Genomic DNA, 22,939 nt, shown 5'->3' with positions numbered 1-22,939 from the left:
GTTATCCTACCTCCCTTGAACTGCCGGTACCCGTTAATGTCTTCAGACTGCCGCCCAGTACATCAAACGCACGAACAACCAACAACAATGCGAGTCCCGGGAAAAAGGCCAGCCACCACATGCCTGCGGACAAATATCTCATCGACTCTGACAAAATAATACCGATCGCTGGTTGCTGCGGCGACAGCCCCAGCCCCAGAAACGTAATCGCTGCCTCATGCAGAATGGCATGAGGGAAGATCAGCAGCACACCCACGAACAGCTGCGGAATCAGATGCGGCAGCATGTGCTGCACCGCAATACGTATACGCGAATGACCCAGCCTGCGTGAAATGTGAATATACTCTGCTGATTTCAGCTGAATCATCTCTGCCCGGACAATCCGGGCCAGATTCGGCCAATGAGTCAGGGCAATCGCTAAAGCTACCCCAGGCAAACCTCCACCGAATACAAAGGCCAGCATCACCAGCGAGACCAGATGTGGAACACTCAGGAAGAGGTCGATGATCCATGAGATGACCCGATCAGCAGTCTTTCCCAAAGCAGCAGCCAGACCCAATACCAGCGCGATAAACCCGCCGCCGCAAGCCGCAAGCAATCCCACCTGAATGCTCGTTGCCAATCCTTTTAAGGTGCGCATAAACATATCACGTCCCAGCCAATCCGTACCAAAAGGATGTGCCCAAGTTGGGGCCAGATTCCGATCCATCAAGGAGGTCAGCGTCGATTCAGCGGGAAGCAGTCTGCCTGTCAGCCACACGATGGCAATCCAGATCACGCCAAGGCTGCCCCAAACGAGCGCCCATTTGCGCGGATTACGGAAACGTGGAATGCTGACGCCGGGATCGGGATATCCTTTCCGACCATGGGTACGTGGATGTACTGACCTCCAACTTCTCTTGTTCCCCGCCTCACTTTTGGCAGAGTTAGCTTTCGGATGCTGTGCAGTCTGAGCCGCAGGTCGGGAGGGACGTTCCAATGTTTGCTTCATCCTATCGTCTCCTCCTTCATGCGCGGATCAATGAACCGGTATAAAATATCAGCCAGCATATTGCCTGTAAACACAAATATCGCACTGCACAACACAAGTCCAAGCAGCAGCGGCACATCGCCGCGCAATCCCGCCTGAACCGTGGCCTGCCCCAGTCCGGGGTAGGAAAACACCTGCTCCGCAAGTACAGCCCCACCGAACAATTCACTAAATGAAGCCAATTGCAGCGTCAGAGCTGGCAGTACGACATGCCTGAACCCATGACGACGAAACAGTTGCATACCTCGCTCACCTCGCGCCCTCGCAAAAAGAATATAATCCGAGTCCAGCACATCCACCAGCTTCTGCCGGGTATGCAAGGCAATGGCGGCGACGCCCGTCAGACTCAACGTCAGCGCAGGCAGAATCATGTGTATGGCCCGATCCCCCCACGTCACTTGATCTGCTGCCATACCCGCAGGTACACCAAGTCCAATTGGCAACCAGCCAAGCCATACACCGAATACCATGAGCAGTAACAACGCAATCCAGAATACCGGTGTGGAGGCCAGTGTGTAACAGTACCAACAGATCAGACGATCCAGCCGCGAATCCCGTCTCATGGCAGCAACGACACCCAGGCCGAAACCAATCAGACCAGATAACATCCATGCCACTGCCATAAGAACGACAGAATTCATGAACCGTTCCTGGATGATGTCTGCAACCGGCTGCCTATAGATCATCGATGTTCCCAGATCCCCCTGAAGGAGCGCCTTTCCCCAAGTAAACAGCCGTTCTAGTGGTGAGTCATTGAGCCCCCAACGTTCTTCAATCAGACTGCGCTGCTCTGCACTCACCCTAATCATGTCTCCACCAATATAGGCCTCCACCGGGTCCACTGGAGAGAATTGCATCAATATAAAAGACACCACGCTGACTCCTGCCAGCAAAGATACAAGCCGCAGCATTTTAAATCCGACAAATCTGGCCCACCCCATCCTGTCCTCCATCTAATCTCTCCCCAATCCAAGCTAAAACTACCACAGAGTTTCTATTTCAAATCGTCATCCCAGGACCATTCTTCCAGGTTGGATGTCACCGGCCAGCCTTGACCATGTGGATGGATCTGCTGTTCACCGATATTCAGACCATTCTTCACCAGATACAGATGATCAATGTTCACCAGCCATGCCCATGGCGCATCTCCCTGGTAACTGAATCCTGTCGATCCATCCCACTCCGCGTTCTGCCAGAAGGGCAATGCTTCTTCTTCCGTTGTCGCTTGGAGGGCCTGCTGCATCCAGTGGTCCACGGTTGGATTACTGTACAATCCAGTGTTGTAATACCCTTCGCCTTTATGGGTACTGCTGTAGAGGTTGTAGGTTTCCAGCGGATCATGACTTCCCCAGCCAAATAATACGGCATTGGTGTAGGCCAGTTTTTTTGTCTCTTCGCGGCTCTTGCCCTCCACATTGATCTTGATCCCTGCCTGGGCTACCATATCCGCAGCAGCCAGAGCCAGAGATTGTCTCGTTAAATCCCCTGCAAAATAAAGCAGACTGAACTCAGCCTTCGTGCTGTTCTTTTCCACAATTCCATCACCGTCTGTATCCACCCAGCCGCCATCAGCCAAAATCTGCTTCGCTTCAGCCACATCCGCATCTGCGAATACAGAATCCGGATTGCCCCAAGGCAGATCATCACTGACCGAATAGGCCGGACGACCATGCCCCTCCAGTACTCCTTCTACCAAAGAAGCTCGGTCAATTACCACATTCACCGCCTTGCGAATGGAGATGTCGGATGTAACATCGTTACCTGCTGGCAGGCCGTCACCAGACTTAGCGCCTGAGGGTTGCATCGGGAACATGATGCCCCGGTTATCAACTGTTTTTACCGATTCCATTTTCATTCCGTTCACCTGCTGCTTACTGAACGCCGCCGGGATAGCCGCGATATCCACTGTACCGGCCTGAGCAGCCGCAAAAGCTGCATCCTCATCAAGATAAAGAAACGTCAGTTTATGGAATGTAGACTTTTTCCCGTAGTATTGCTCGTTCGCCTCAACGATCGCCTGCTGACCCTTATCCCACTGAACCAGCTTGTAAGGACCAGACCCAACCGGATGCTCGGCATAATCAGAACCATAGGCGTGCTCAGGTACAATACCGAGTGTAGTCAGAAGACTGATAAATGTGGACTGAGGCGACTTTAAGGTGAAGACGACCGTTGTCGCATCTGGGGCTTCCACATGAGCCATATTGGTCAAATCGATGACCGATCCGCTGTTGGCAGCCGTTTCAAACGTAAACCTGACATCTTCGGCCGTCAGCGGCTCGCCATCGGAGAACTTTACATCATCCCGTAATGTGACGGTCCAAGTCAGTCCATCTTTACTGACGGCATGGTCTGTAGCCAAATCATTGACCAGTTGAAGCTTGGCATCCCTTTTCAGCAAGGTACTCTGGAAGAGCGGCGAACCATACTGTCCCCAACCCGTCGTTGGATCAAATCCACCTTCCGGTTCCGTGCCAACAGCCAGCACCAATTCGTCTTTGGGAAGTGAAGCCGCCTGCTGGGCGTTCTCTATTGTTGAGGATGTCCCCTGTGTACATCCCGATAGTCCAACGGTACATATAAGTAAAATGCCTAATCCCGCTCTAACCGATCGTTTCCCCCATGAAAATCCACGCATCTACGCTGTTCCCCCTTTATTTTTCACTATCCAATCCAATTCCGTGTTACTTTTTTTGAAAATTGTAGCACAAAATAGTTTTATTGTGTCAACAAACTTAACTTCAAAATCCATTTATTTTCATTTACAGGGGATTTAAATGAAATCCATAGGGGTTGATATGGGTTTTAGCAAGGTGATTCAGCGTTTGAAGTGAGGTATTGTAACAAAATAAAAACAACAGTTATCGGTGTTGGACCAATAATCTGTTGTTCTAATTACGGGCTATGGGAAAAAAGCTGGCTAAAGCCAATGAATAGCTTGTTGAAAATTCAAAGTTACTCCGATGAAGAATCAGAATGATGATGAGGACTTTGTTGAATTGGACTGTGATCATGATTGTGACTATGATGGCTTGCCATTTTGTTAAGCTCATCCACATACGTTACGGACAGCTCTGCATACAGTACTCCTTTTTGAACCTGGATCTGCTGATGCAGATGACGCAATCGCCCTAAGTTACCCCGCACCGCAATAACCTCCAAACACTGATCATGGTTCAGATGTACGTGCATATTGGAGATGATGTCATGATGCGCCTCATGCTGCAGCTCCATCAACCGAATAGGGAGATCACTGATATGGTGGTCATACACCATCACAATAGTTCCCGCTACATCCTGCTCGGCATGCAATGCAGAAGGCTCCAGCAATGTTTTGCGGACCAAATCACGGAAAGCTTCCGAACGGTTTTTGTATCCCTGCTCTTCGATATACCTGTCAAACTGTTCAATCAGAGGTGTGGGAAATGCCACACCGAACCGGGTCAAATCTTCTTTGTCCGCCATCATATCCTCCTGCCGCCTCGTTTGCTTCGAGTGTATCATAGTCCCGTCTTCTCATCGACTATACTGTTAATTCTCGGTAGTGGCAGAAAGGATACTATAGTACAGTGCGGTGAGATAGGTTGTTTGTTATGATGATTTTTTTATGGCGCTTTGATATGGTGTACTTTATTTAGGTCTCTTGGTCAGTTCCTGACTGACTTTCGCATAGGTAGCACTTACCTTCTGTTCCAGTGTATAAATATGTTGTTTGGAGACTGCCCATTTCTCTGCCGCTGCAGCCAAGGAGTTCAGCGAGCTTAATACACGTGACGACTGGCCTTGCTTCGTACTCTGTTTGAACTTCTGCAACGCGTTTGAATATCGCTCTTTCGACAGGCTCGCCTGTTTTTTGCCCGTTTGAATCTGCTTCTTCACCTGATCGGCTCCAGCCAGTAAAGCGCGCAGCCGTTTCACTTCTGTGCTTTTCCGTTTGCGAGCTTCGGCAAGCTCCTTTTTCTTGAAACGAATGTCTTCTCGGGCAAGCTGAACAACAGGTTTCAACGTATCCGCTTGGGTTCGAATAGCCGCACTCCATTCCTTGTTTTTGATCGCTTTGGCGGCGTCGAGCTGCCTGTTCACTGAACTGTACAAGGCAAACAAAGGCTCATATCGGACCTCGGTTTGTTTTACCTTTTCGGCTAAACCCGCGATCTTTACATCATCGATTTGCCTTATATTTATACGTAATTGCTCCAGCTCCTTGGTATTTGCGGCATGAATGGTCTTTGTCTTTTGTTCCCAAGATTGCTCTTGCGTCGTCCAGTTCCCTACGTTCTCGTACGCTCGTTGCAGGGACAACTTGGTCTGTGAATCAGCCTTGTTCAGAATGGTCTCCCATGCTTTCTGTGCGGTTACACCAAGCTCAGGACCCGCCGCCGCTTCAGTAATGGAGGAATAATAAATCACACTCATACTGAACATGATTATGAGCCCCAAGCTCATACGGGTCCATATGTTAGCAAGAAGGTTAGGGCGTGCCCCGTATCGGTTGCTCATGAAACTATGATTGCTCAAGCTCCTCATTCGGGATTGATTCATAATCTGTTGCTTGTCTTCATCCGCCTCAATTATGCCCTGTTCCCTGATTTGTATTGAACACGAACAAAGACCCGACTGATGACTTGCATTGGCCTCCAAAACTCCATTTTGCATTCTCTTCTGCTCCCTTCAATATGAATAGATAGTTAGAAACCTGCTGAATGTGTCTATGCAGGGTGATTCGATATGATTCAATCACAACCCCTTAATCTGTAATGGTCGGCAAAAACAAAAAAAAGCACCCGCAAGTCAGGCGTATTGCCTGCTCTTACGGGTGCTTCCCTCATAAGCCGTTCCATATGGGATTCGCTGAAACAGTCATCAATTTCGAATCGAATCGTTCCTTTTTCTAATATATTCCATACGGTGTATCTGGTCAAGTCAGATTGAGAAATCTACATGTTTATCGGGAGAACCCTTCCCGCTTAAAGATTGTCTTACTGTCCGACCAGGATGGCTTTCATCTCTTCTGTCAGGTCTTCTTCTTTCAGTATCATGTACACATCTTCACCACGAATGAAATTAAGCTTGATATGATAGACCGTATCCTTCTCTGTCCGATATCCGGATCGTTGACGTTGAAGCAAACCGCTTATTATTTTTTTGTTTTTAGTTGCGATCTGTTTATTACCGCTTGAATTCACTTCGATATAATCCGAATCAGAGTAAACCCACTTCGCCTTGCCCGGACTATCAATCTCCTGTTTCACAAATTGCGCCGAAGCGATTTCGTCTACGGGAACTTGAAGCTGGTCGTATAAGTTGTTCTCTTTCAACCATGCCAGCACTCGCTTATAACTCGGTTTAATGTCAAAATTCCACATCTCCTTCGATTGATAAGGATCGGTAGATGTTGAATTCTGATTCATTTCCGCGTATACAATTGGCTGCCACGGAGTGCTCTGTTCTTCATAGGTCTGATCCAAGATGTCCTGTTTCAACAATTCCTTGAACTCACGGACTTGTTTGGGATTACTAATGTATACCTTACGAAATGTACTGAGACTTGAGCGCAGTCCAATACTCAGCGCATCCTCATCCAATTTGAACGTATCGTAGGCAACCCTTTTGTAGTCCTCTGTCTGTTTTACAGCCATCAATTCCTTGTGGAATTCGGTTTCGGGAATGTTATATCTACGTTTCATCACCCTGCCGTTCTCCAATTTGTAGTTAATAAATACCTCGTCATAATCATCATCCGGATTAACTGGATCTCTCAAAGGCAAATCGGTATCAATAATTTTTTGATGAAGATTGATGATTGCTTCCACATATTCCGGATCATTCGAATAGAATGAACTATCATCCACCTTCTGGTTAATACCATTGCTATAAATGTAACGATCTCCGCCAAGCTTAATACTGTTGACCTTGCTTATATCAGGCACTCGAGCGGCATATCCGTTCCAATCAGCGACAGGTACATATAATAGCAAACCAGCCACAAAGCCGTATAGAACCAATTTCGGGACCAGCTTCCTGGTCCAAATGAGCCAGGTTTTGCGGATAATCATCTCGGCTCCAATATAGCCCACAATTCCACCAAGGATGTAACCACACACGTCCCACCCAACAGATGCCCTGGGCGCGATCGAAGTGAAATAGGCCCCACCGATTAGAACAAGAGTAAACATAAATCCAAAACGGAATATTGGTTTTACAATAGGGAATGTGATTGCCTGAGTGGCAGATTCCACTTGTCTTCTAGCATAAAATACATAAGCTAACGGGATGAACAAAATGGCTAAAACCGAATAAATGATAAGTTCCGCACGAATTACAGGAGCCGTGCTGATGGAACCCATACGCAGGACAAGTGAAAGTTTCTCTGCATTAAAGCGAACGTCGTCATAAGCATATCCGAGAAGATGGTTTTGCAGATGCAGCGAGAAAATGAACCAGACAATGACGGGCACTAATAAAATCCCATACACGGTAAGCCCCTGTAATACGGACTGGCCAATGCACATGCCTACCACTACGGTCATCATGAACATAAACAGCGAGTAAATGCTCATACTGAGGCCCCACATCCAGATTTCACTGCCACCGAAAATATAGGCTGGTTGATCCAGTACTGCCCATACCCAGCCGGTTATTGCCGTGGTAATCCAGACCGGAACCAAAACCATGACGAACCCAGTCAACAGATTCACCGTGAGTAGATGCTTTCGTTGCAGCGGCAAACTGTGGAATAGATCCGAAGACGGACCGGACTGCATATAACGGAATAAAAATATGCCCGCAGCTACCGGAAACGTAATAGCAAACAGGATTTGTACTTCTCCATTCGCCTGAAACAAACTCGTTATCTGTTGAGGTACTTCCCGATATACCGTCGCGATATAAAGCGGTAGTGAAAATAACAACGTGATCAGGTACAAGATGCCGATCCACCCATGCTGCCTGAAATTTTGGAACAGGATGCCCCGGTTACAGAACAATCGGTTGAATATCATATCCTGCATCCTCCATTTCATAGATAAATATTTCTTCCAGCGTCAGCGGCAGCACATCCAGCAGATACGGATCCAATGCACGGAATCGTTCCGTCACAGCCTCGCGATTGCCCTTCACAATAAACAGGGATACACTCCCCCGCTTCTCCTCATGTAAAATATTCACCTGTTCATCCATTGCCTTGGCATGATCTGGATGCCGGAAAGCCACTTGAATTTTATGCGTATCCGCCTTCAGATCATCCAGATCTTTCTCTACGATAATCCGGCCTTTGTGCATGATGGCAACATGGTCGCACAGGTCTTCAATCTCACGCAAATTGTGGGACGAGATCAGAATCGTCACTTGACGCTCCGCTGCTTCCTGGAACAGCAGATTCTTGATCTGCTGCCGCATGACGGGATCAAGTCCATCGATCGGCTCATCCATGAGCAGCACTTCAGGCATACAGCTGAGTCCAAGCCATACGGCTGCCTGACGACGCATGCCTTTGGACATGCGATGCAGTTTTCTTTTGACATCCAGTTTAAATACACTGCTGAGCTGTACGAATCTCTCCTCATTCCAACTCGGATATACCGAACGATAGAAGGCCGCCATCTGATGGATGGACGATTGTGGGAAAAAGTACGGGGAATCGGCCATAAAAATAGTGCGGCCCTTGAGATCCATATTTTCATATATTTCTTGCCCATCCATGCGAACCGTGCCGCTGTCCTGTCGATAGATGCCTGCCATAATTTTGAGCAACGACGTCTTGCCTGCCCCATTGGAACCAAGCAAACCATAGATGGACCCCTTATGTACCTGCAACGTTACACCATCCACTGCCTTTTCCTGTTCAAACGCTTTGATGACCTGGTTCAGCTCAATCATTCGGCTCCCCCTTTTCTATACGGGCCATCGCTTCCTCAAATAAAAGCGTCATATCGGCTTTGGTCAAACCGGAATACGATGCTTCCGCAATCAGCTTCACCAGAGCCGCTCTGATTTCATCTCTCATGGCTGCATTCGGATGTTCCACGGACGATGATACGAAGCTCCCTTTTCCCTGTAATGAATAAATATAGCCTTCACGTTCAAGTTCCCGGTACGCTTTCTGAATCGTATTCGGATTAACAGTAAGCTGCCCGGACAGCGTGCGAACGGAAGGCAGCTGCTCATCGGGTTGGAGAACACCGTACACGATCATTTCTTTGATTTTGTCCACCAGTTGCTCATAGATCGCCTTACGGCTGCGTACATCCAATTCGAACATCCCGCACCTCCTCTCTATAAATGTTGTAATACCCTATCAATGAACGATGACTGTATATGAAGTGTATTGGTTCCAACACCAAGGTGTATTAACTGTACTACCATTATTAATACAGTTGATACAGATTGTCAACCATTTACTTTGACTTATCGTATTTTTCGCGTTAGGTTTATATATGATTGAAATGACATATAAGCTACAGGGAACAAATCATTCTGCAATTAAAACAGGCCATTGTGAAGCGTCAGAATAGTTCGAGGGACGGGTATGGTCATGCCGAATGTTGTTACAGTTAGTTAAGCTGCTTTTCGGGTTAAATACCTTCAAAACTTGTTCTGATCTTTGCCCTTCCGGTATGATGGAAAAGAAATATGTGCTTGTTCATTTGCTCGCTTCGCTTGTTGTCTGTACAGTGCTCTCAGCGTCCGCTATATGCGTACATATTGTATATTAGAGCTTTGAATCTAACACTTCATAAGGGAGAATCCGGCATGAATGAACAGAAACAGAATGATTCTATAGAATTTAATCACAAAGAAACTGCAAGCTTGGCAAGCAGCCCAGAAACATACTCGGCATCAGCAGCTGCGATAAAGCGTGTATTAATCGTAACCGCCGTTGATGCGGAAAAAGAGGCTGTACTGCGCGGCCTGGGTGACCAAGCTGCGCACTTTGATGTGATTGCTGCGGGCGTAGGCCCTGCCTCTGCCGCAGCAGGGACCGCTGCCGCGCTGGCATTTGCCTCAGCGGCGGCCGGCCCCAATGCGCTGGCGCAAGGCTCCGCCGCGCCAAGCGAACCCGATGCGGCACAGGCATCTGCCGCATTCTCAAGGCCGGGGCCCCTTGCCGGGACCGGACTGACCCCAGCGTACACGCTGGTGGTCAGTGCCGGCATCGGCGGCGGGTTCCCCGGCCGGGCGGACGTCGGCTCCCTCGTGGTAGCCGACGCCATGGTTGCCGCCGATCTGGGCTCGCAGACGCCAGACGGCTTCCTAAGCGTGGACGAGCTCGGCTTCGGCTCGTCCCGAGTGGCGGCGGACGCGGCGCTTGCCGCGCGCCTGCGCCATGAGCTGCAGCGGGCAGGGCTCGCTGTCAGCAGAGGCACGGCGGTCACCGTATCCACGGCGACCGGAACTGCCGAGACGGCCGCGGAGCTGCTGCGCCGCGTGCCGGATGCCGCCGCCGAAGGCATGGAAGGCTTCGGCGTGGCAACCGCAGCCCAGCAGTTCGGCGTGCCTGCACTCGAACTGCGGGCCATATCCAACGCGGTCGGTCCACGCGACCGCGACGCCTGGCGCATCAAGGATGCCCTGGATGCGCTCCAGGCTGCAAGTTCCATTTTACGGGAGGTACTCACATCATGAAAATTGCTTTTTCCCCTTGTCCTAACGATACATTTATCTTTCACGCCTGGGTGCATGGACTGATTCCAGGTGCACCTGAGCTGGATGTCCGGTATGCAGACATCGATATTACCAACGGCCTTGCCGCTAATCCGGATGGACCAGATACACCTGAAGTCATGAAAATATCCTATGCAGCTCTGCCTTATGTGCTGAATGATTATGCGCTCTTGCCTGCGGGCGGCGCACTTGGCAGAGGATGCGGCCCACTGGTTCTGACCGCTAACGGCACAACCGATCCAGCGTACCTCTCGGGACGCCGAGTTGCCGTACCTAGTGAACGTTCGACAGCCTACCTGCTGTTCCGTCTCTGGGCAGCACAAAATGTTCCCGGCGGTGTAGGCGAGATTGTCGTTATGCCATTCGACCAAATTATGCCTGCTGTCCGTGATGGCAAAATTGATGCCGGACTGGTCATCCATGAGGCACGCTTCACGTACCAGAACTATGATCTCAAGCTTATGACAGACCTCGGTAACTGGTGGGAAAGCGACACAGGCCTGCCCATTCCGCTTGGAGCAATCATTGCCCGTCGCAACCTGGATGCTCACGCTCTTGCAGGTTGGGCACGTGCCTCGGTGGAATACGCTTGGGCACATCCGGAAGAGTCCAAAGCATACGTCATGGAACACGCACAAGAGATGGACCCTGATGTAACTGCGCAGCATATCGGCTTGTATGTTAACGAGTTCAGTGCCAACCTGGGCGATGACGGTTACGGCGCAATTACAGCGTTGCTTGGACGAGCGATGAAAGAAAGACTTGTTCCCGAGTTTGATCTCGATTTATTGCGGATCTAACTCTGGCTCGCCCGGCAGAAATGCAAAATATTAATGAGGCTGTGCCAAATTTCGTTCCTATACTTCTGTTGGGTACCGTCTCCGTGCTGATAATCTTCGTGACTAATGCGCTAACGAATCGGTAACACCTTATTAAGCAGGATCGAGCGGAATGGCGATACTAACGAACCTCAGTAACGTTATTCCGGTAAACCTCTGCGAAAACAAAAAATAAACAGAAGAAACGGCGAAATAACGCTCCTTAAATTCGTTAGATTCCAGGTATGAAAATCCGCTCATTAGCGTGACTCTAGTTCGTTAGATGTGATGGCTGGAGCGCTCGTCTGCAGCTTCGTTATTTCGCCGCTTCGCTTGTTAGTATGTGGAACGATTGGTCCGTAGGTACGTTGATTGGTTGGCCGATCCATTAGATCGCTTCTGTCTTCGTTCACTCCTTCGTTGATTATTTCGTTCTTCCGCAGGCTGGTTTGGCAAGAGTTCTACTAGTAAGTCATAAGTCCATTTCCATTTTTCTTCATAATCGGTTCTAAGCGCCGATTATAATTCCGTGGAACAATAAAAAAACGGCCGCTGTTCGCATCATTTCCGACAAGGCCGTTTTTTGTTTTTCGTACGCTAGCTTCAACTTGCTATTCTTGCCAAACACTCATAGGGTCCCATGGCTTGATCTGATCGCCATATTTTCCGGCCAAAAAAGCTTTCATGTCTTCCAGCTTAGCAGGCACCTCGTTCCAAATTGGAAGGGGTGGTAACCCTCGTTTGCTTTTCAATAGGATATCCACTGTAACATACAACCGTTCTGGCTGAATCCAATGAAGGAAGCGGGAAATATCAATTTGCTTGGTCAGGGACAAGGTATCAATTTCGTCATTGTAATGCTTGTTAAACTCGCTAATCAGGTTCAGGAGGTAGTCTCTTTGCTCCTTCACGAAGTCCAGACCGCAGATGGTGCCATGTCCTGGAACAACGATTTCGGGTTTAATTTCATCAATAATCCGATCAAGCACTTTAACCCAATTGAGGGTTCCCTCTTCGCTGTATGCCGTACAACCGTTAAACACGACATCGCCGGCGAACAGCACCTTTTCTTTTGGCATCCACAGCAGCAAGTCACTGTCAGAGTGGGCCGGAGCTACGTTGTAAATCATAACTTCCGTATCGCCAAGACGGATGTTGATATCGTCCTTTATCTCAATATTCGGGAGCACCCATTCTACGCCTTCCAGGTCGAATCCTTCAAATTCCGCTGCAAAAAACCGCTCGCCCGAAGTCGATTCCGGAGAATTCTTTCCTCTTCTGATGACGCTGTCCATCCAGGCGATATTTTCGGTGAGACGCTCTCTGGACGCTTCCTTGTGCATAATAATGCAAGCATCTTCAAACACTTTGTTTCCCCAGGCATGGTCACTGTTATAGTGCGAATTCACCACATATGCAGGAGAGCCGCTGTTGCTTACTTCCATAAAAGCCTCCCGCATTTCCCGCGCATGGAACAAATCGAAGAACGTGTCATACACCAGCCCTCCACCCTTGTTGATGAACCCGGCATTGGCCCAACTGATGCCGCGATACGGCGAAATACCGGCAAAGACGCCATTTGCGACTTCAAAAAATTTAACGCGAGGTTTTTGGATAATACGTCCATACTTCATGAAAATTCTCCTTTGCGTATATGTTTTTGGGGTAAAGCACACTGATTATGTCTTTAGTATAGAGAATCGAAAACATATATGCAAGCAAGTACTTGCATGCATATACTCTATGCTATACGATAGTAACAGAACAACATCACACTACATGGATGGAGGCGCTGCAACATGAAGCTAGTAACCTTTCAAACCAAGACATCCCAGGAACCTTTGTTTGGGCTTGTAATTAACGAGAAATTTGTCGTGTCTTTTCCCGCAATCATGAAAATGCAGGGAACATTCGTTGACAGTCTTGAAAATATGGACAGCTATCTTCATTATTTGCCGGCAAGTTATGATGCCGCTAAGGAATTGATGCAATATGCTGTCGAACAGTCGCATCAATTCAATGAAAATGAAATCTGCCCAATTGCAGCGGTAAAACTGCTGCCGCCAGTTCCGAATCCGGCTGCGCTTATCGATTTCGGGCTGACGCCAAGACATCTAAGAAATGCTGGCGTAAATCTGCTGCAAAGAGAATATACAGGGCCGGAAAGAGAAGAGCTTAAACGAAAAATTGCTGAAAAATTCCAGCAAGATCCGAATAAAGTAATTTTCAGTTATTACAAGTGCAACCATAATGCACTAATTGGCGATGGGGATACGATTCATTGGCCTTCGTACTCTTCCTACCTGGATATCGAGCCGGAACTGGCCTTTGTTACAGGGAAGGGGAACTGCATTGCAGGTTATGTTATTTTTAACGACAGTACTCTCCGCGATGTGCAGTGGCCGGATTTCCAGGCGCTGACCGGACCGACGCGCTGCAAAGATTTTGATCGCAGCAAAGGAATAGGACCATTTCTGGCTACGCCCGATGAAATCGGCAATCCGCTGGCACTGGATGTGGATGTACGGATCGGGGAGAGACTGCACTGGAAGGGAAGCACATCCGAGTATTCTGCACACCCTGCAAAAGTGATGGAGGAGGTTCTCAAAGTTTTCACGCCGCTCCCGGGCACGATTATAGGAATGGGGACGATACCGGATTGCTGCGCAATCGAGACCGAACAATGGCTGTTACCCTCTGACCGAATCCAGATTACATTTGATAAATTAGGCACGCTCATGCAATTGGTCCCTGATCATGTCAAGATTACGGAACCAAGCCGCTGGGAAAAAAGAAGCGATTTGCCTTAAATAAACGTTTATGAAAATGATGAACCCCGATCCTGCTGCATATGCAATACTTGTAGTAAAATGGGTTTAACATATGCTAAAGGAGAAATACAATGCAAACTTCAGACAGAATTATTGAAGCCGCGACACGTCTCATCAAAATGAATGGCTATCGGGGAGTAAGCACCAAAGCCATTGCAACGGAAGCTAAAGTCAATGAATCTACGATTTTCCGGCAATTTGGAAACAAGCAAGGCATATTGGAAGCCATCATTGAAAGACATTCGGATATCCCGCAATTTGAGAAGCTGTTAAAAGAGGACGCGACCGATAACCCGGAAGTCGATCTGCTGAATGTAAGTCAGCAGTACCGTTTATTTTTCCATAAAAATGCGGACATCATTTTGATTGGCATCCGCGACAAAGGAATGCTTCCCGAATTAGACAGAGTGCTGGCCGATCCGCCGGCGAAGCTTCACTCCTTGCTGGTTGAATATTTTGAACGCTTGCAGAAGAAAAAAGTTATAGCCAGACAGAATGAGCGTCTTGTCGCCATGTCTTTTCTCTCGATGTGCTACGGATTTCAGATGAGCGAGCTGATTCACCGGCAATATCAGTCCCAACTCGTCACCGAGGAAGAGTTCTACAAGCACAGTGTCTCATTGTTTGTTAAAGGAATTTTGTCTCAGTCATAAGCTTTGTTGTTAACGCGAAGCGAGTACACCGTCTGATGAAACTCCAGGGCATCCAGTCTGTCACCCGAAGAAAGAGGAAGAAGTACGTAGGCTCTACGCCTCAGCAGGTTGCAGAGAACGTCTTGAATCGTAAATTTGAGGCGGAAATGCCAAATAAAAAATGGCTAACCGATGTCACAGAATTCAAGTGCGGCAACGGAAAGAAGGCCTATTTACGCTTTAAGGAGATGTTGGATGAAGCGAAACTCACACAAAGTATGTCCCGGGTGGGCCGTTGCATTGATAACGGACCCATGGAATCCTTCTGGGGAACGCTCAAATGTAAGAAGTACTACTTGCATACCTACTGGACCTTTAAAGAGCTCCAAAAAGACATTGATGATCACATACACTTTTACAATTATGAACGGTTGCAGCGAAACTAAATGGCCTCAGTCCCAATGAATTTAGGACCAAGGCCGCTTAACTATCTTTTATTTTTTGTACTGTCTACTTGACGGGGTGCAGTTGTAATCTCATTCGTTCGTCTTACAACGATCCAAACTTAATTACTCGGGCCACTACCGTGCGAATCATAACTCTCAGAGCATCCAGCATCATGGGGATGGGCAGTGACGGCACTGAAGGCTGAAGCACAGCCATCTCTGTTGAAGCCGGAAAATGTACAAATCCGGCACGAATCGGAAGATGTTTCAAGCGGATATGATCCAGCACCCGATACATCGTATTGTTGCAAATATACGTGCCTGCGGTATTGGACACCGCAGCAGGGATGCCTGCTGCCCCCATGTTATTCACCATCGCACGAATCGGCAGCGTGGAGAATAGGCCGTCCGGGCTGCCTTCTACTATGAGCTCGTCCACGGGATGCTGGCCCTGGTTGTCCGCGAAGGAGCCAGGAGGAATGTCTTTGACATTGACAGCAATCCGTTCAGGTGTAATGGCCGTCCTGCCTTTGGCCAGTCCACAGGCGATGACGGCATCCGGTTGATAGGATTCCATCTCTGCGATTAGCAGATCCGCACATTCATCGAAGTGCACAGGCAGCAGCACTGTTTTAAACTCCGCTCCCTCGATCACTTCATGCGCAAGTGCTTCCATCAGTTCTCCTGTCGGATTCACCGCATCCCCGCCAAAAGGTTCAAATCCGGAGATCAGAATTTTCACCATCGCTTCTCCACTCCTATCTATTTATTTCGGATTTGTAACGCAGGCCCCACTGACCACGAATCGTGTCCATCAGCTTCATAATTTCCAGGGATTCGTCCAGTTGGATCGTTCTACTCTCTGTACGTCCTTCCAAGATGCAGCGCCCTGCTTCCTCCGCTTCAAACGCATATCCGATACATGTCCGGTCATCGGTAAATTTCTCCGGTTCATCCTGACCGTTCACGTGCAGATAGGCTTCCTTGCCTGCCAGGAAGAGCGGCAAACGAATGTATCCTTCTGTGCCATATATGACCGCTTCGTTACTCAGGTTAAGCCGAATGGCCCCATTCAGCGATGCAGAACGACCTTCGGAATAAGACAACAATACGGAGAACTGTTCATCCACACCCGTCTGTCCAATGTTGGCCGTACTCCACACATGCTGAGGCTGCTCGCCAAAAATCATGGACGCAAAGGAAATCGGATATACCCCTGCATCGAGCAAAGCACCTCCACCCAGATCCGGGTTAAGCAACCTGCCTTCCGGCTCCCAGCCTACACGGAAACCAAAGTCTGCTTTGACCAGACGTACCTCGCCGATTCTGCCTTCCGCAATCCATGCTCTGGCCTGAGTGATCGGCGGCAGGAAGCGTGTCCACATGCCTTCCATGAGAAAAAGCTTGCGCTCACGCGCCTTCTCCACCAATTGCTCCAGCTGACGAGCATTCATCGTAAACGGTTTCTCACAGAGTACCGCTTTACCCGCTTCCAGACAGTCAAGCACATTTTCCTTATGTAACGGATGGGGGGTTGCCACATAAATAATATCCACTTCAGGGTCCTGCAGCATTTCATCATATGAACCGTAAGCGCGTGCAAAACCATATTCAGCTGCAAACTTCTCTGCGCTTTCGGCTGTTCGTGAACCTACCGCTGCTTTTACGGCGTTCCCGGCATGCTCCAAATCCCGCGCGAACTGAGATGCAATCCATCCTGTGCCCATAATGCCCCAATTTACTTTGTCCCGTCCAACAACTTTCGTCATCGTAAAGCCTCCCCTGATATCAAATATTTTAAAAAGATCACGATCTTGATTAGGCCAAAACGGAGTCTTCTTTATTTTACCAAAAAGAACCGCTTGCGTCAGACCGGTTTCATCTCCCCCATTCCATCATATAAATTCAACAAACGAATTGAGATCCACTCTCATTTCAATTATTCCGTATTTTTGCTAAGATAATTGCAGATCACGGATGAAAGGACGACACGACTTTGTCCACACTTTTAACCATTAATAAGCTAGTGAAACGTCTCGGTATAACCGAACAGCGTATTTTATTCGAACAAGTGAACGCAGCAGTGGATCAGGGAGAGCGTATTGCCATACTCGGTGCATCCGGCCAGGGGAAAAGCACATTGCTTCGCATCCTCGCCCTGCTGGATATTCCTGATGAAGGAGACCTGATCTGGAAAGGAATCTCTTACCGGGATTCGGACCCACGTACTTGGCGTATGCGCATGACTTATGTGGCACAACAGGCTGTTATGCTGGCAGGCAGTGTGGAAGATAACCTGAAAACGGTGCACTTGCTTCACAGGCAGCCCTATGATCAGAACTTGGCCCAACGACTGCTTGCAGGGATGGGATTGGAGGATCTTGATATTCAAAAGCGGGCCAGCGAGCTCTCCGGTGGGGAGAAACAGCGCATAGCCCTGATCCGTTCCATGATGCTGCGGCCCGAGGTGCTGCTGCTGGACGAAGTGACTGCCTCCCTGGACCGGACTAACGCTCGACTCGTGGAAGAACAATTGACCCGGTGGAGCCAGCAGGAAGGCACTTCTCTTGTCTGGGTTACTCATGATCAGGAACAGGCACAATCGTTCAGTACAACCACCTGGTTCATGGGCAACCAGACCTTGCTGGAGCGTCAGCCAACAGCCCGTTTTTTTGACAATCCGGCCACCGAACTGGCCAGACAATTCATTATGCGTCCTGCCCTGTGGCAGAATAAGGAGAACTCATGTCACTCATCGCTCTGAGTTTTACCATTATATTTGTAATGCTCACCATGCTCATCTCGGTCTGGCAGAAGCTTGATCTGGAGAAGGATATTGCCATAGGCACTGTTCGTTCCGCTGTACAGCTGTTGCTCGTCGGCTATGTACTTCAATTTATTTTCAACTCGGACCACCCCGCTCTGATTATTGCCATTGTCGGATTCATGATTACAGTAGCTTCCATTAATGCCGGCAAACGCGGAAAAGGACTTCGCTGGATTTCCTTATATATTGCGGCTGCAATTACGGTTACGGAGCTGCTCATGATGGGGTTATTGTTAGGTCTGGGTATTGTGGAGCCTACTCCCCAATACATTATTCCATTGAGCGGCATGACCATCGGTAATGCCATGGTGGTGTCCGGGCTGTTTCTGAACCAGATGAAACGCGAGGTCGAGTCCTCCAAAGGTGAGATTGAATCCCTGCTTGCATTGGGGGCAACGCCAAGACGTGCTTTTCAGGACGTGTTGAAACGTTCCGTGAAATCCAGCATGATACCCACGATCGATGGGATGAAAACGGTAGGACTCGTACAGCTTCCTGGCATGATGACAGGTATGATTATTGCGGGTGCCGATCCGGTTGAGGCCGTTCGTTACCAGATTCTGATCGTATTTGCTTTTACCAGCTCAGCAGCTATTACCAGCATCCTGCTCAGCCTGATGACATACCGACAGTGGTTCACATCGGATATGCGGTTGCGCTCGCTATGATACATCCAATCTGTCAGGAAAGGAGGTCTCACCATGTTAATTCATTCGAGCAACAACCCTAACCCAAGTACCGCCCATATGTTGACCCAACCGGATCAGCCGAAACGCGCTGATGAATCCATTTCACGAACGGAAATGAGTACTTTTCTGAACGATGCGCTGCTCGAACTTCGTCAGGCAGAGTTGATCACCATAAATACGCATTGGCAATGGAGTCAGATCGAGCTCCCTCACCATACCTTTGTCTACATGCACAAATTCACGGGTAAACTGGTGGCGAACGATATTGAAACCCTTGTTGCCCGCAAGTCCGCCTTCCTGTGTACTCCGGGAACTTCTCTGGAGCTCTTCTCTGATGCTGACCATGAAATTGAACTATATATCATTCATTTCGATCTGTTTCGGGTTGCCGAGAAAACGGAAGAACGACGTATATATGAGCGAGAGCTTGGTTCACCTGTAACAGGGTGGATTCAAGGTCCTTACTATGGGATACAGCGAATTGCCGCACAATTAACAACCGAAGCTTCACAAAACAGCTTGAAAGTGCAGCTGCTCCTGACCGATCTGCTTCATATGCTCTGGCCGCAGGAAGGTCAGTCGGATGCGGAAGGACAGGACGAGCCTGAACAGTGGCTCAGATCAACCTTACAGTATATGCGTGAAAACTATATGAACGAAATCAAGCTGGAGAAGCTGGCCGAATTGGCCGGTATGCATCCGTCGTATTATTCACAACTGTTCAAGAGCCGGATGCAGAAAAATCCAATCGAATATATCACTCATTTACGAATGAATCGGGCCAAGGAACTGCTCATGACTTCAGATCTGCGTATTCGTGATGTGGCCCGCCAGGTAGGCTATCGAGACGAATTCTATTTCAGCCGACGGTTCAGGAACCATGCCGGTTATGCGCCAACTTCCTATGCAAAGCAGGTCCATCGAAATATCGTTTCGCTCTCCTATCCATACACCGATCACCTGATGACGCTTGGCATCACACCATGTGCGGCTCAGATCCAGGGCCATCTGCCCCATGTTCCCAAATCGCTGACGCTGCCGTTCCATGCCTATGAACCCTTGGAACAGGGACGCCAGGCATTCCTTGATGTGAATCCCGATTTGATTCTAACCAAGGATAACGCAGCAGCTATTGCGATGGAACATATCGGAGATGTTGCCCCAATCATTACCATTCCTTGGAATCAGACAGACATCTTCGGTCATTTGCAGAAAATAGCCTCTATCGTGGATCGTACTCAAGCGGCGAAAGAGTGGCTGGAACGGCATGACCGCAAGGCGGAGCGGGCTCGCAAAAAGATCAGGGAAACGGCAGGTCAGGTCACCGTCGCTGTCTGTACTTTAACTGCAAAAGGACCACGCATGTACAGCAATCGCAACTTCGGCCATGTATTTTATCGCAGCCTGCAACTGGCCGCTCCCGATCGGATTCAGAGAGAGTTGGCAGGCAAACCTGTCGGTGTAGGTTTCAACTGGATGTCCTTCACGCCTGGAGAATGGGATGGCCTGGAAGCAGATGTGCTCCTGATTGCAGTTACATCCATGCATGAACGGAGCGCCCTGCTGCAGCAGATTACTACAGATCCGTTGTGGAAAAATTATCCCGCAGTAAAAAACGGACGCGTGCATGTCATAGACTGGAATTCATGGGTGGTATACGCTCCATATTCCATCAATATTCAGCTCGATGAAGCGCTCTCCATGTTGACGAACAAAGCCTCATTTCTGTAATCTAAAAAATGTCCATCTCTATAATCTTAATTTATGCCATGTACGGGCCTGAATTAAGATTTTATAATGTTCACTAATTGATAATGATAATCAATAACAACAGCAAGGTGTTGTTGGTAACAAAGGAGTGACCCTCATTCAACATCCGGGACTGTCACAACGTCCGTCCAAATCACAAAAATCCGCAGTGACGGTGGGCTTGATGTTTTTGGCGGCTATTGCCGCGCTGCTGCTTAGTATGTTTGTCGCCATTTCTCTGGGGGCCAAGGGGTTAACACTGGAGACCGTATGGACTGCCATATTTCAGTACAACCCGGCTTTGACACCGCATCAGATTATTCACGAGCTGCGGCTGCCCCGTGTTATTGCTGCTGCTGTCATTGGCGCCGCCTTTGCTGTGGCCGGAGCGCTCATGCAGGGGATCACACGCAATCCGCTGGCAGACACTGGCATACTGGGAATCAATGCAGGAGCTACCTTTGTCGTGGCGCTCAGCTTCGCATTCTGGCCGGGATTACCTTATGGCTGGATCATGTTCCTGTCATTTGCAGGGGCTGTTCTGGGCACTCTGCTCATTTTCCTATTGGGCATGGCCGCCCCCGGAGGACTGACGTCGATAAGGCTTACCGTTGCGGGTGCCGTTATTGCAGCGATGTTAAGTTCGCTCAGCACTGGTGTAGCCATATATTTTGACCTGAGTCAGGATTTGGCCTTCTGGTATGCGGGTGGTTTCGGCGGTATTGAATGGCGGCATCTGAAGCTGATTCTGCCTGTGCTGCTGGTTGCCCTCGTGCTCACCATGCCCATGGCCCGTCGTGTCTCCCTTATGTCGCTCGGGGAAGAAGTTGCGATTAATCTCGGGATCAACCTCCGCTGGACCAGGCTGTTTGCCCTGACGGCGGTTGTAGTGCTGGCTGGCGTATCCGTATCTGCTGTAGGCTCGATCGGCTTCGTTGGATTAGTTATTCCACACATCTCTCGCAAATTGGTTGGCGTGGATTATCGACTTATCATTCCGATGTCCTCCCTGCTCGGAGCCGTCTTGCTGGTGCTCGCCGATCTGGGATCACGCATTGTGAATCCGCCTCAGGAATTGGCAGTAGGCATTATGGTCGCCTTTGTCGGTGTACCTTTCTTCCTCTATCTGGCCCGTAAAGAAAGGAGGGCCTTGTAGCGATGAACTCCAATACACACTCACGAGGCAAACGTTCCATCGCGGTCAGCGTTACGCTGCTCTGCATCGCCTGTGCCGTTATTGTTATCAGTCTCAACTCGGGAACAATTCGCCTGTCACCAATAGCCGTGCTTCACACCCTGCTTGGCTATGGGACGCCGGATGATCAGATTGTATTGTTCGACTATCGACTGCCACGTATTCTGGTCACTGTACTCGCCGGAGCGGGTCTCGGTGTGGCTGGTGCAGCACTGCAAGGCATTACACGCAATCCATTAGCCGATCCGGGCATCCTCGGCTTGCATGCAGGAGCGGCTTTTGGATTGATGGTATTTGTAAGTTTCTCCCAGTCCATGAATGGTTCGGTGGCCTTGCTGATTCCGTTGTTTGCTTTTGCAGGCAGTGTCGCCGCGGCGCTAATTATCATGCTGCTATCCTATGATCGCCATAACGGAGTATCCCCCATTAAGCTTATTCTGGTGGGCATTGCTGTAGCGGCCGGATTTCATGCCTTGACGCTGTATTTGTCCCTCCGTTTGGATGAAGATACCTATTCCTTCGCCGCTCGCTGGCTGGCAGGCAGCGTCTGGGGCAGAGACTGGGTTCATGTCCAGGCTCTGCTTCCATGGATTGTACTCTGCATCTCGTACATATGGAGTCGCTCCAAAACGCTGGATGCCTTTAATCTGGGAGATGCTGCCGCGACCAGTATTGGTACACCCGTCCGATCCCAACGTGTTATTTTGCTATTGTGCACGGTAGCATTATCTGCCGTCAGTGTGTCCATGGCCGGTGGAATCGGATTCATTGGTCTGGCGGCACCTCATCTGGCCCGCAGACTGGTTGGCCCGATGCATCGCCATCTGATCCCAGCCGCCGGACTCATCGGTATGGTTATTCTGGTCGCTGCCGATACGGTCGGGCGAACGATCTTTCAGCCCAATTCCATTCCAGCAGGCGTCGTGGTCGCGGCGATAGGTGCACCTTACTTTTTATACCTGCTGGTACGAACCAAGTAATAGCTTTACCGCAACATTCCAATGATTCCACCGCTATACCCAACATAAAAACGACATCCATGAGATGTTCAAGGAGATT

21 protein-coding genes and 1 pseudogene are annotated in these 22,939 nt (G+C 49.2%); 10 read left to right on the top strand and 12 right to left on the bottom strand.

Features of this window, described 5'->3' with window-relative positions; translation table 11 throughout:
* Position 1 precedes the first annotated feature (1 nt).
* The 8 genes from QP794_RS15080 to QP794_RS15045 form a co-directional block, all read right to left on the bottom strand.
* Entirely contained in the window at positions 2-991 is a 990-nt protein-coding gene (locus QP794_RS15080) for an ABC transporter permease (RefSeq protein ID WP_285077847.1), read from the bottom strand.
* Entirely contained in the window at positions 988-1,983 is a 996-nt protein-coding gene (locus tag QP794_RS15075; protein WP_285077846.1) for an ABC transporter permease, read from the bottom strand. The genes QP794_RS15080 and QP794_RS15075 overlap by 4 nt, the downstream gene beginning before the upstream one ends.
* Before the next feature lie 41 nt (positions 1,984-2,024).
* Entirely contained in the window at positions 2,025-3,668 is a 1,644-nt protein-coding gene (locus QP794_RS15070) for an ABC transporter substrate-binding protein (protein WP_285077845.1), read from the bottom strand.
* 317 nt (positions 3,669-3,985) lie between these two features.
* Entirely contained in the window at positions 3,986-4,498 is a 513-nt protein-coding gene (gene nikR, locus QP794_RS15065; protein ID WP_483311911.1) for a nickel-responsive transcriptional regulator NikR, read from the bottom strand.
* A 162-nt stretch (positions 4,499-4,660) separates the two neighbouring features.
* Entirely contained in the window at positions 4,661-5,455 is a 795-nt protein-coding gene (locus tag QP794_RS15060; RefSeq protein WP_285077844.1) for a hypothetical protein, read from the bottom strand.
* 554 nt (positions 5,456-6,009) lie between these two features.
* Entirely contained in the window at positions 6,010-8,031 is a 2,022-nt protein-coding gene (locus QP794_RS15055; RefSeq protein ID WP_079349844.1) for a hypothetical protein, read from the bottom strand.
* Complete coding sequence (locus QP794_RS15050; protein WP_285077843.1) at positions 8,006-8,908, bottom strand: ABC transporter ATP-binding protein; 903 nt, start codon at positions 8,906-8,908, stop codon at positions 8,006-8,008. The genes QP794_RS15055 and QP794_RS15050 overlap by 26 nt, the downstream gene beginning before the upstream one ends.
* Positions 8,901-9,290, bottom strand: coding sequence for a GntR family transcriptional regulator (locus QP794_RS15045; protein WP_024633463.1), 390 nt, complete (start codon positions 9,288-9,290; stop codon positions 8,901-8,903). Before QP794_RS15045 ends, QP794_RS15050 begins: the two co-directional genes overlap by 8 nt.
* Positions 9,291-9,880: 590 nt before the next feature.
* Between QP794_RS15045 and QP794_RS15040 the strand changes: the two genes are divergently transcribed.
* Both QP794_RS15040 and QP794_RS15035 read left to right on the top strand, forming a co-directional pair.
* Entirely contained in the window at positions 9,881-10,654 is a 774-nt protein-coding gene (locus QP794_RS15040; protein WP_483311917.1) for a futalosine hydrolase, read from the top strand.
* Positions 10,651-11,493 (top strand): 1,4-dihydroxy-6-naphtoate synthase, encoded by an 843-nt coding sequence (locus QP794_RS15035; RefSeq protein ID WP_285077842.1) that lies wholly within the window; start codon positions 10,651-10,653, stop codon positions 11,491-11,493. Before QP794_RS15040 ends, QP794_RS15035 begins: the two co-directional genes overlap by 4 nt.
* A gap of 278 nt (positions 11,494-11,771) precedes the next feature.
* Here QP794_RS15035 and QP794_RS15030 read toward each other — a convergent pair whose 3' ends face one another.
* Together QP794_RS15030 and QP794_RS15025 are read right to left on the bottom strand one after the other, a co-directional pair.
* Positions 11,772-11,900, bottom strand: a complete 129-nt coding sequence (locus QP794_RS15030) for a hypothetical protein (RefSeq protein WP_285077841.1) — start codon at positions 11,898-11,900, stop codon at positions 11,772-11,774.
* A 222-nt stretch (positions 11,901-12,122) separates the two neighbouring features.
* The gene (locus QP794_RS15025; protein WP_285077840.1) at positions 12,123-13,145 is read right to left on the bottom strand and encodes an MBL fold metallo-hydrolase; all 1,023 of its coding nucleotides are present in this window, start codon (positions 13,143-13,145) and stop codon (positions 12,123-12,125) included.
* Positions 13,146-13,310: 165 nt separating this feature from the next.
* On the opposite strand from QP794_RS15025, the gene QP794_RS15020 reads away from it, so the two are divergent.
* The 3 genes and pseudogenes from QP794_RS15020 to QP794_RS15010 form a co-directional block, all read left to right on the top strand.
* Positions 13,311-14,321: a fumarylacetoacetate hydrolase family protein gene (locus QP794_RS15020; protein WP_285077839.1), complete on the top strand. Its 1,011-nt coding sequence runs from the start codon at positions 13,311-13,313 to the stop codon at positions 14,319-14,321.
* A 92-nt stretch (positions 14,322-14,413) separates the two neighbouring features.
* The gene (locus tag QP794_RS15015; protein ID WP_285077838.1) at positions 14,414-14,995 is read left to right on the top strand and encodes a TetR/AcrR family transcriptional regulator; all 582 of its coding nucleotides are present in this window, start codon (positions 14,414-14,416) and stop codon (positions 14,993-14,995) included.
* Between the two features lie 11 nt (positions 14,996-15,006).
* A pseudogene (locus QP794_RS15010) lies at positions 15,007-15,461 on the top strand (IS3 family transposase); the annotation flags it as partial.
* Between the two features lie 62 nt (positions 15,462-15,523).
* On the opposite strand, the gene QP794_RS15005 reads toward QP794_RS15010, so the two are convergent.
* Together QP794_RS15005 and QP794_RS15000 are read right to left on the bottom strand one after the other, a co-directional pair.
* A complete protein-coding gene (locus QP794_RS15005) occupies positions 15,524-16,165 on the bottom strand; it encodes a pyroglutamyl-peptidase I (protein ID WP_285077837.1) in 642 nt (213 codons plus the stop codon).
* Positions 16,166-16,178: 13 nt separating this feature from the next.
* Positions 16,179-17,189, bottom strand: a complete 1,011-nt coding sequence (locus QP794_RS15000) for a Gfo/Idh/MocA family protein (RefSeq protein ID WP_285077836.1) — start codon at positions 17,187-17,189, stop codon at positions 16,179-16,181.
* A gap of 227 nt (positions 17,190-17,416) precedes the next feature.
* Between QP794_RS15000 and QP794_RS14995 the strand changes: the two genes are divergently transcribed.
* The 5 genes from QP794_RS14995 to QP794_RS14975 all read left to right on the top strand — a co-directional run bounded on the left by QP794_RS14995 (position 17,417) and on the right by QP794_RS14975 (position 22,860).
* Positions 17,417-18,184, top strand: a complete 768-nt coding sequence (locus QP794_RS14995; RefSeq protein WP_285077835.1) for an ABC transporter ATP-binding protein — start codon at positions 17,417-17,419, stop codon at positions 18,182-18,184.
* Entirely contained in the window at positions 18,166-18,915 is a 750-nt protein-coding gene (locus tag QP794_RS14990; RefSeq protein WP_024633472.1) for an ABC transporter permease, read from the top strand. Before QP794_RS14995 ends, QP794_RS14990 begins: the two co-directional genes overlap by 19 nt.
* A gap of 33 nt (positions 18,916-18,948) precedes the next feature.
* Complete coding sequence (locus tag QP794_RS14985) at positions 18,949-20,667, top strand: helix-turn-helix domain-containing protein (protein WP_285077834.1); 1,719 nt, start codon at positions 18,949-18,951, stop codon at positions 20,665-20,667.
* Between the two features lie 202 nt (positions 20,668-20,869).
* Positions 20,870-21,841: a FecCD family ABC transporter permease gene (locus QP794_RS14980; RefSeq protein WP_052016823.1), complete on the top strand. Its 972-nt coding sequence runs from the start codon at positions 20,870-20,872 to the stop codon at positions 21,839-21,841.
* A gap of 2 nt (positions 21,842-21,843) precedes the next feature.
* Positions 21,844-22,860: a FecCD family ABC transporter permease gene (locus QP794_RS14975; protein WP_285077833.1), complete on the top strand. Its 1,017-nt coding sequence runs from the start codon at positions 21,844-21,846 to the stop codon at positions 22,858-22,860.
* Positions 22,861-22,939 lie beyond the last annotated feature (79 nt).

This window comes from Paenibacillus sp. UMB7766-LJ446, assembly GCF_030226665.1.
Classification (GTDB): Bacteria; Bacillota; Bacilli; order Paenibacillales; family Paenibacillaceae; genus Paenibacillus; species Paenibacillus vandeheii.
This window is presented reverse-complemented; position numbering and strand designations above follow the sequence as displayed.